Genomic DNA, 9,288 nt, shown 5'->3' with positions numbered 1-9,288 from the left:
ATCCGACTTCTTGACCGAAGCGGTGTAGGAGGTGTCGACCGAAGCGGCCGGCTGGTTGGCGTTGGCCGAGCCGTAGTGGTCCGAGCCGGCGAACGCGGCACCGGTGGCGACGAGAAGGGCAGCGGCGGTAAGAGCGATCTTGGTCATTTGAGTTACTCCAGATTCAAAATTGTTGGTGGAAGGTTCGCTTGGCGAACCCGATTAATGGTTGCCGAAAAGGTCGTGGTTGGCGCCCTGGACGACCGGCTTCTGGGCATCCGCATCCGACTTCTTGACCGAAGCGGTGTAGGAGGTGTCGACCGAAGCGGCCGGCTGGTTGGCGTTGGCCGAGCCGTAGTTGTCGGAGCCGGCGAAAGCGGCACCGGTGGCAACGAGAAGGGCAGCGGCAGTAAGAGCGATCTTGGTCATTTGAGTTACTCCAGATTCAAAGTTGGTTGACGTTGGTCAGGATGGGACCGCTTAGCGGCCCCAGATGCCCTGGCCGGATTCCGGCTGGTTCTGAGCCGGCTTGATGTGAAGGTCGCGCTGCTCGAACTTGCGGATCGAACCCGTGACGGTGTTGTCGACATTGCCCGCAGGAGCGGTCACGGCCGGCTGGTTGACGTTGTCCGAACCATAGTGGTCGCTGCCGGCGAAGGCGCTGCCCGTGGCAATGAGGAAGGCAGCGGCGGCAAAAGCAATCTTGTTCATTTTAGGTACTCCAGATTTAAAGTCTGTCCGTCTAGTGGCGTGCCGTAATGGAAATTCGCGTCGCTCGGACCACCCCGAAATGGGTCGGCCCTGTTGCCATTTCCAATCACGAAAAGTTGTGAACCGAACCGTTCGGTTCGATCTTGAAATTACGTGAACGACGCGGCGGCCACATTGTTATCGTTCAATATCAATTGCTTAGGGCGACTGTCCTGCGAAGCGGCACCCGTATGTGAGGCGCCGGCGTTCACCTTAGTTACACGAACCGTCAACATTAATTGAACCGAACGGTTCGGTTTCATCACTTGAACAAGCCGGCAGGCGGCTCGGCAGGCGCCATGACAGGGTGACGACCGGCGGGAAACCAAATTTGCCTTGCGGACCGATCGATACTATCGGTTGCCTCAGGACCAGTTTGGACGCCGCTGCTGCCCTTGGTGGAGCCGGCGCCGTTGGGAGGAAACAGCGACAACCGATGCGGCTGCTGCTTGTCGAGGACAATCGCGAACTGGCCGATTGGCTGGCCAAGACGCTGCGCCAGGCGAGCTATGTCGTGGACGTCGTGCATGACGGCGAGGATGTCGAGCATGCTTTGGCCGCCGGCGACCACGCTTTGATCATCCTCGACCTTGCCCTGCCCCGCATGGGCGGCATGGAGGTGCTGAAAAGGCTGCGGGCGCGCGGCAACCCGGTGCCGGTGATCGTGCTTACCGCCAATGCCAGTCTCGACGGCCGGGTCAAGGGCCTCAACGAAGGTGCCGACGACTATCTGGCGAAACCTTTCCAGATCGAGGAGCTGGAAGCGCGCATCCGCGTGCAGCTGCGCCGCGCCAACGACCGCACCGCCCCGGTCATTGCCTGCGGCGATCTCGTCTTCGACACCAACACCCGCCTGTTCTCGCTTGCCGGCGCGACGCTGTCGCTGACGCCGCGCGAGCACGCCGTGCTGGAACAACTCGTGGTCAAGGCAGGGCGCACGGTGAGCAAGGCGGCGCTGTCGACCGCGATTTACGACTTCGAGACCGATGCCGACCCCAGCGCCATCGAGATCTATGTGCACCGCCTGCGCAAGAAGCTCGAGGGCTCACGCGTCCAGATCGTCACCTTGCGCGGTCTCGGCTATCTTTTGCGCCACGACGATCCGGCGCCATGATCAGGATCGGCAGCCTTCGCCTGCAATTGCTGGCCTGGGTGGTGCTGCCGCTGGCCGGGCTCGCCGCCATCAACCTGTGGACCAGCCATGGCAACGCGCTGGCAACGGCGGACCTCGTCACCGATCGCATGCTGGTCGGATCGGCGCGCGCGATCGCCGAGCAGGTGGCGATGGCGGGCGGCGCGCTCGACGCGACGGTGCCGCCGGCGGCGATCGAGATGTTCGACACCGGCGACCGTGACAGCGTCTATTATCGCGTCGAGACCGCCGGCGGACGGCTGCTGACCGGCTATCCCGACCTGCCCGTGGCTCCGGAGCACGGCGGCCTCGAAGCCTCCTATCGCGATCACCGGCTGCGCCTGGCAACGCTCAGCCATGCGGTGATCGGAGCCGGCACGGATTCACCGATCAAGGTCACGGTCGGCGTCACGCTCGCCGGCCATGACGCGATGGTGAAGCGGCTGTGGCTCAGCGCCTTCGCCCAGCAGCTTGCCTTGGTGGCTATTGCCGGTGTGTTCGTGCTGCTCGGCCTGCGCCGCGGGCTGGCGCCGCTCCTCCGGCTGCGCGATGCCGTGCGCTCGCGAAGCCGCAGCGATCTCGATCCGGTCGAGGTTACAGGCGCGCAGAGCGAGATCCGGCCGCTGATCGACGCGCTCAACGCCTATATGGAGCGCGTGCGGGCGCAGATGGCCGCGCAGCGGCGCTTCATTGCGAACGCCGCGCATCAGCTGCGCACGCCGCTGGCGCTCTTGTCGACGCAGGCAAGCTATGCCTTGCGCGAAACCGCGGCCGACCGGCGCCATGAGGCGCTTGTTGCCTTGCAGACGAGTTCCGGCAAATTGGCGCGGTTGGCCGAGCAGCTGCTTGCCTTATCGAGGGCGGAACCCGGCAGCCGCCGGCCGCGCGCCGATCGCATCGATCTCACAGAAGCCGCCCGCCATGTGCTGGAAGCGCAGGCGCCGGCGGCGATCAAGCGCGACATCGACCTCGGCCTCGAGGAGAACGGACCGGTGACGGTGGTCGGCGACGGCACGATGCTGCGCGAGATGATCGTGAACCTGGTCGACAACGCGCTGCGCTATTCCAAGCCAGGCGGCAGCGTCACGGTGCGGCTCGCCGCCTCGGATGGCGAAGCCGAGCTCACGGTCAGCGATACCGGTCCGGGAATCCCGCCGGAAGAGCGGGAGCATGTCTTCGAGCGCTTCTACCGTATTGCCGGCGCAACCGAGGAAGGCAGCGGTCTTGGTCTCGCCATCGTGCGTGAGGTGGTCGAGAATGCCGGCGGCAGCGTCACGCTTGGCGACGCCGCCGCGGGCGGGCTCAAGGTCGAGGTGCGGCTGCCATTGGCCGTCCCTGACCAGCGATCTGCCTGATCACGTCCCCTGTTCGTTGAACGGCGCCGGACGCCACTTCACCACATAGTTCTCGAAGCGGGTGATCAGGAACTCCACCACCAGCGCCATCACCGCCAGGATGATCATGGCGGCGAAGACGCCATTGGCGTTGAAGGCGCCCTGCGCGGTGGAGATCAAGAGGCCCATGCCCTGCTTGGCGCCGAGAAACTCGCCGACCACCGCGCCGACCAGAGCGAAGCCGAAAGAGACATGCAGGCTGGCGAGGATCCAGCTCATCGCCGACGGGATGATGACCGATCTGGTGATCTGCATCGGCGAGGCGCCGAGGATCTGGGCGTTGGCGATCATCGCCCTGTCGGCCTCGCGCACGCCCTGGAAGGCGTTGGCGAAGACGACGAAGAACACCATGACGACAGCCAGCGCCACTTTAGACGCCATGCCGAGCCCAAGCGCGATGATGAACACCGAGCCAAGCACCACGCGCGGCACCGAATTCGCGATCTTGATGTAGATGGAAAAGACATCCGCCAGCAGCTTGTTGCGGCCGAGAATGATGCCTGCCACGATGCCGCCGACGGCGCCGATGGCGAAGCCGAGGAAGGTTTCCTCCAGGGTCACGTAGATCTGCAGCCAGAGCGGCCCCTGCGAGGTGCCCTCGGTGACCCAGGACCAGATCTGCTCCCAGATGCCCGACGGGCTGGAGAAGAAGAACGGATCGATGAAGTTGTAATCGGCGCCGAGTTCCCAAAGGCCGAGGAAGACGATCAGGATCGCGAGGCGCAGGCCGATGACCAAGGTGTGGCGCTTGCGCAGCCGCGCCCTTGCCTGCGCTTCGGCGGCGACGATCGAGGTGGCGCGGGCGGCTTGATCGGTCGGAGAGATGGCGGTCATGATAAGTCTCCCCTCAATGGCTTGCCTGGAGGCCACGGCTCTGGCCGAGCTGCACTTCCTCGCGCAGATCGTTCCAGATCACCTTGGCGATCTCGATGAATTTCGGGTCGTAGCGGATATCGGCCATGACGCGCGGACGCGGCAGGTCGATGCGGTAGACGCTCTTCACCGTGCCCGGGCCGGCGGTGAGCACATAGACCTTGTCAGCCAGCGCCACCGCTTCCTCCAGATCGTGGGTGACGAAGACGACGGAGGACTTCAGCCCCGACCAGAGGCCCAAGAGCTCGTCCTGCATGGCGGTGCGGGTCTGCATGTCGAGCGCGCTGAAGGGCTCGTCCATCAGCAGGATCTTGGGCTGGTTGATGAAGGTCTGGGCAAGCGCGACGCGCTTACGCATGCCGCCCGAGAGCTGATGCGGATAGTGTTTTTCGAAACGCGAAAGACCAACGCGGCCGATCCAGTCGCGCGCCTTGTCATAGGCTTGCTGCTTCGGCGTGCCGCGAAACAGCGGGCCGGCGGCGACGTTGTCGATGACGCTGCGCCATGGAAACAGCGCGTCGGCCTGGAAGACGAAGCCGATATCGCGGCTGATGTCGGCGACCGGATTGCCCATGACGCGGACATTGCCGGTGGTGGGCCTGAGTAGGCCGGTGACGAGGTTGAGCGTGGTCGACTTGCCACAGCCGGTCGGGCCGACGACGCAGGCGAACTCGCCGCGCGCCACCGTCATGGTGAAATCGCGGATCGCCGTCATCATATGGCCGTCCGGCGTGACGAAGCGCAGCGTCACATCGTCGATGGCGATAGCGGCGTCGGCCGGAAGCGCGGCCGGAGACAGTTTCTCGGCCGCCATGGTCTGGGATTGCATGGCACACTCCTGTTGTGGTGGCGCGGGGATGCCGACGGGTCAAGCTCATGGGCCTGACTCGGCTCGGCATCCGGAAAGGGGCCGCTGCCGAATTGATTCAGGCGGCCGGCGCAAGCTCTTGTTTTTCAAGGGCGGACCGATCGGCCCGCCCTTGCCTGCCGGCGCTTACTTCGCCGCGTCGACGAACTCGGTCGTATAGGTTTTCGACAGGTCGATCTGCTTGCCTTGCAGGCTCTTGGAGAAGGTCGACAAAACCTTCAGCACCGTCTCCGGTCCGTCGGCCGGCATGCGGCCGTCGGGCGTGAACATCGCCTTGCCGCCGGCAAGGCCCTGCACATAGAGGTCCTTGTTGCCAGCGTAATAGTCCTTGGGCATCTTGTCGGCGATCTCCTCGGCCGAATGGCTGGCGATGAACTTCATCGTCTTGACGAAGGCATTGGCGAGCTTCTGCGCCTCTTCCTTGTGGCCTTCGAGCCAGCTCGACTGGACGTAGAAAGAGGCTGCCGGATAGTCGCCGCCCAGCGCTTCCTTGGTCTTCTCGGGCGTGCGCATGTCGACGAGCACCTTGGCTTCGCCGGTCTGCAGCAATTTGGCGATGGTCGGCTCGGTCGTCATGCCGGCCTGGATCTGGTCCTGCTTGACGGCGGCGATGAAGGTGTTGCCGGCGCCGACCGGAAGCAGCGTGTAATCGCCGGGTTTCAGGCCGTTGCGGACCGCGAGATATTGCGTGAGGAAATCGGTCGAGGAGCCGAGACCGGTGACGCCGAGCGTCGCGCCCTTGAAGTCGGCAGGCGACTTGATCTCGGGATGCTTGGCCGAGACCAGCTCGACCTCGCCCGGCGCCTGGCTGAACTGCACGATCGACTGGATGTATTTGCCCTTCGACTGCAGGTCGACGGTGTGGTCGTAGAAGCCGACGACACCCTGCACGGCCCCGGCCAGCAATTCGTTCTCGGCTTCGACGCCCGCACGAGAGTTCACCAACTCCACGTCCAGCCCCTCATCCTTGAAATAGCCGAGCTGCTGGGTTAGCACGGCCGGCAGATAGATCTGCTTTTCCATGCCGCCGACGATGATGGTGATCTTGTCGGCAGCCGAGGCCGTCGATGCGCCGGCGCCAACCATGGCAAGCGTCAGCGCCACCGAGCGCAGAACGCGTTTAGAGATGAGACGGGTCACGTAACTTCCTCCACTGGGCGACGCAGCGCGCCGCATTTCCTCCTTGCGGCCACTCCCAGCCGCTCATGTGGCGAACGCCACAAAACCGTCATGGCACGGCCAAGCTTTCAGCTGGCTTTCAGCCGTTTTGGCGGCTGTGGAACGGAATGCGGCTTGGCTTCCGGTCACGAGGCAGTGAAGCCCAGCACATCTTGCATGTCGTATTCGCCCGGCGGCCGCCCGACAACCCACAGTGCCGCCGCAACGGCGCCGCGCGCGAACATCGAGCGATCGCCGGCGGCATGCGAGAGCGTGAGCGTCTCACCTTGGCTTAGGAAGCTTACGCTGTGCTCGCCGACGATACTGCCCCCGCGAGTAACGGCAAAGCCGATCTCGCCGGCGTTGCGCCGACCAACGAGGCCATCGCGGGCGCGCTTCGCCACATTATCCAACGCGACGCCGCGTCCTCGCGAAGCCGCTTCGCCCAGCATCAGCGCCGTGCCTGACGGCGCGTCGACCTTGAAGCGATGATGTGCTTCGAAGATCTCGATGTCGCAATCGTCAGGGCCGAGTGCCCGCGCCGCCTGTTCGACAAGACCGGTCAGCATGTTCAGTCCCAGCGAATAGCTGCCCGAGCGGACGATTGCGATCTTCTTCGCCGCTTGCGCTACGGCTTCCAGCTCAGCGACATCAAACCCGGTCGAGCCGATGACCAGTGCCGGACCGCCGCGCGCGGCGCACGCCTTGGCCAATTCGGCGGAAGCCGCCGGCGTGGTGAAGTCGACGACCACGTCGGCAAGCGCCAGCGCCTCGTCGCGCTCGACCAGCCCCTCGCCACTGCTGCCCGGCCGATGGAAGCGGGCGACCAGTTCCAGCCGAGAATCGGCAGCGGCTGTCTCCGCCATCTGCCGGCCCATGCGGCCGAGCGCGCCGGCTATGGCTATCCTGAGCGGCTGCTGCATGGCGAGCTCCGACTGAGAAGATGAGTCCGAAGAACGACATGGCGACGGACTCTGGCAGGACCGGTCAATTCAGGGCGCGCAGCCAGACCTTGTTGTCATGGACGGCGGCGCCGCCATAGGGCGCCGGCGCGTCGGCGCCCGTCAGCACGTTGATGCCCTCGCCGCGCTCATGAGCGCTGTTCGGCCAGATGCCTTCGGCGATCACCACGCCGCGCTTCACGCCGTCGAAGAACCTGGCGTGCAGCACAATATCGCCGCGCCGGTTGCCGACCTCGACGCGACCGCCATCCTCGATGCCGAGCGCCTCAGCATCGTCCCGGTGGATGAGCAGCTCGGGCCTGCCCTCCTTGGCCTTCGACACCGGTGTCTCGGCAAAGCTGGAATTGAGGAAGTTGCGCGCCGGCGAGGTCGCTAGGCGGAAGGGATGCTCCTCATCCGCGACCTCGATCAGCTCAACATGGTCGGGGAATTCCGGCAGCCGCTCGACCGGACCGAAAAGGCCCATGCTTTTCGGCGGCCGGTTGGGCGCCCACTGCCCGGTCCAGTTGGGCCGGAAGTGGAATTTCCTGTCGGCATGGCCGAAGCCGTTGATGAAATGGGCCTCGTCGAAATCGGGCTGCAGGTCGACCCATTTCTTTTCCTTCAAAGTATCGAAGCTGCCGAGACCGCGCTTGCCGAGGATGATGTCGATATGCTCGCGCTCGGTCAGGCCGAAGCCCGGCCGGTCGCCGACGCCCAACCGCTTGCCGAGCTCCTCGTTGACGTAGTGGTTGGTGCGCGGCCCTTCCGGCGGCTCGATCAGCTTGGGGCCGAGCGTGATGTGCTGGTTGCCGCCGCCCTTGTAGATGTCGTCATGCTCCAAAAACATCGTCGCCGGCAGCACGACATCGGCAAGCTTCGCCGTATCGGTCATGAACTGCTCGTGCACGCAGGTGAACAGGTCCTCGCGCAGAAAACCCTTTCTCACCAGCCGCTGCTCCGGCGCGACATTGGCGGGATTGGTGTTCTGGATCAGCATCGCCGTCACCGGCGGGCCGCCATAGAGCGCGTCCTCAGCACCCGTCAGCACCGGGCCGATGCGCGAATGGTCGAGATAGCGGATGTTGGGGTCGCGCATCGCGGTGCCTTCGAGCACATCCTGGTTCAGCTTGAAGATGCCGGAATTGGAATGGAAGGCGCCGCCGCCCTCATACTGCCAGGCGCCCGTGACGGCGGCGATCGAGGCCGCGGCATGCATGTTGACGGAACCGTTGCGCTGGCGCGCAAAACCGTAGCCGAGGCGGAAGTAGGTTTTCTTCGTGGTGCCGACCAAATGCGCGAAAGCTTGAATCTCATCGGCGCGCAAGCCCGTGATGGCGGCCGCCCATTCGGGCGTGCGCGTGCGCAAATGCTCTTCCAACCCGCGCGGATCGTCGGTGTATTTCTCCAGATAGGCGCGGTCGGCCATGCCATCGCGGAACAGCACATGCATGACCGCGCAAGCGAGCGCGCCATCGGTGCCGGGCTTCAGCACCAGGCCGAGATCGGCCTGCTTCATCGTGGCGTTCTCGTAGATGTCGATGACGACGATCTTCGCGCCGCGTTCTTTCCGCGCCCTGGTCGCATGGGTCATGACGTTGACCTGCGTCACCACGGCATTGGTGCCCCAGATCACCACGCAGTCGGACTTCGCCATCTCGCGCGGATCGGGACCGCGCAAGGCGCCCGCGCCCATCATCCAGCCGGTCCAGGCGAGATTGGTGCAGATCGAGCTGAAGAAGCCGGAATATTTCTTCGCATGCCGCAGCCGCTCGATGCCGTCGCGCTGCACCAATCCCATCGTGCCGGCGTAGAAATAGGGCCAGACGGTCTCCGAGCCGTATTTCGATTCCGCCGCTATGAACTTTTCCGCGACGAGGTCCAGCGCGGCTTCCCAGCTCGCTTCCTTCCAGGTGCCCTCGCCCTTGGCGCCGGCGCGCACCAGCGGTTTCAGCAGCCGGTCGGGATGGTGCACGCGATCCGCATAGCGCGCGACCTTGGCGCAGACGACGCCCGCCGTATAGCTGTTCGCCTTGGCGCCATGGACACGGCCGATGCGGTTGTTGTCGAGCAGCTCGACTTCGAGCGCACAGGTGGACGGGCAGTCATGCGGACAGGCCGAATGGCCGATCCGGAGCTTGGCGTGCTGGTTCATGCGGGGTGTGTAGCGGGTTTTGGGGATGGCGTGTAGAG

General features: G+C 64.6%; 10 protein-coding genes. 2 read left to right on the top strand and 8 right to left on the bottom strand.

Annotated elements, in window-relative coordinates:
• The 3 genes from P9273_RS23990 to P9273_RS23980 all read right to left on the bottom strand — a co-directional run.
• Positions 1 to 147 (bottom strand): DUF680 domain-containing protein (locus P9273_RS23990; RefSeq protein WP_278051026.1); only part of this gene is annotated, 147 nt, incomplete at its 3' end.
• Positions 148 to 201: 54 nt separating this feature from the next.
• Positions 202 to 408, bottom strand: coding sequence for a DUF680 domain-containing protein (locus tag P9273_RS23985; protein WP_041001820.1), 207 nt, complete (start codon positions 406 to 408; stop codon positions 202 to 204).
• A 51-nt stretch (positions 409 to 459) separates the two neighbouring features.
• Complete coding sequence (locus P9273_RS23980) at positions 460 to 690, bottom strand: DUF680 domain-containing protein (RefSeq protein ID WP_278050974.1); 231 nt, start codon at positions 688 to 690, stop codon at positions 460 to 462.
• A 475-nt stretch (positions 691 to 1,165) separates the two neighbouring features.
• Here P9273_RS23980 and P9273_RS23975 point away from each other — a divergent pair, with 475 nt between their 5' ends.
• Together P9273_RS23975 and P9273_RS23970 are read left to right on the top strand one after the other, a co-directional pair.
• Positions 1,166 to 1,843 carry a response regulator gene (locus P9273_RS23975; RefSeq protein ID WP_278050973.1) on the top strand — a complete coding sequence of 226 codons (678 nt, stop codon included), beginning with the start codon at positions 1,166 to 1,168 and terminating at the stop codon, positions 1,841 to 1,843.
• Positions 1,843 to 3,216: a sensor histidine kinase gene (locus tag P9273_RS23970; RefSeq protein ID WP_278051025.1), complete on the top strand. Its 1,374-nt coding sequence runs from the start codon at positions 1,843 to 1,845 to the stop codon at positions 3,214 to 3,216. The genes P9273_RS23975 and P9273_RS23970 overlap by 1 nt, the downstream gene beginning before the upstream one ends.
• Here the strand turns inward: P9273_RS23970 and P9273_RS23965 are convergent, their stop codons facing one another.
• From P9273_RS23965 to P9273_RS23945, 5 genes are all read right to left on the bottom strand, one after another.
• Positions 3,217 to 4,089, bottom strand: a complete 873-nt coding sequence (locus tag P9273_RS23965) for an ABC transporter permease (protein WP_278050972.1) — start codon at positions 4,087 to 4,089, stop codon at positions 3,217 to 3,219.
• A 13-nt stretch (positions 4,090 to 4,102) separates the two neighbouring features.
• Positions 4,103 to 4,957 carry an ABC transporter ATP-binding protein gene (locus P9273_RS23960; RefSeq protein WP_278050971.1) on the bottom strand — a complete coding sequence of 285 codons (855 nt, stop codon included), beginning with the start codon at positions 4,955 to 4,957 and terminating at the stop codon, positions 4,103 to 4,105.
• Positions 4,958 to 5,122: 165 nt separating this feature from the next.
• Positions 5,123 to 6,082: an ABC transporter substrate-binding protein gene (locus P9273_RS23955; protein ID WP_278051024.1), complete on the bottom strand. Its 960-nt coding sequence runs from the start codon at positions 6,080 to 6,082 to the stop codon at positions 5,123 to 5,125.
• 218 nt (positions 6,083 to 6,300) lie between these two features.
• Positions 6,301 to 7,077 carry a 4-hydroxy-tetrahydrodipicolinate reductase gene (gene dapB / locus P9273_RS23950; RefSeq protein WP_278050970.1) on the bottom strand — a complete coding sequence of 259 codons (777 nt, stop codon included), beginning with the start codon at positions 7,075 to 7,077 and terminating at the stop codon, positions 6,301 to 6,303.
• Positions 7,078 to 7,141: 64 nt separating this feature from the next.
• On the bottom strand, positions 7,142 to 9,250 hold the full coding sequence (locus P9273_RS23945; protein WP_278051023.1) for a molybdopterin-containing oxidoreductase family protein: 2,109 nt from the start codon (positions 9,248 to 9,250) through the stop codon (positions 7,142 to 7,144).
• Positions 9,251 to 9,288: the final 38 nt, after the last annotated feature.

This window comes from Mesorhizobium sp. WSM4935, assembly GCF_029625735.1.
Classification (GTDB): Bacteria; Pseudomonadota; Alphaproteobacteria; order Rhizobiales; family Rhizobiaceae; genus Mesorhizobium.
This window is presented reverse-complemented; position numbering and strand designations above follow the sequence as displayed.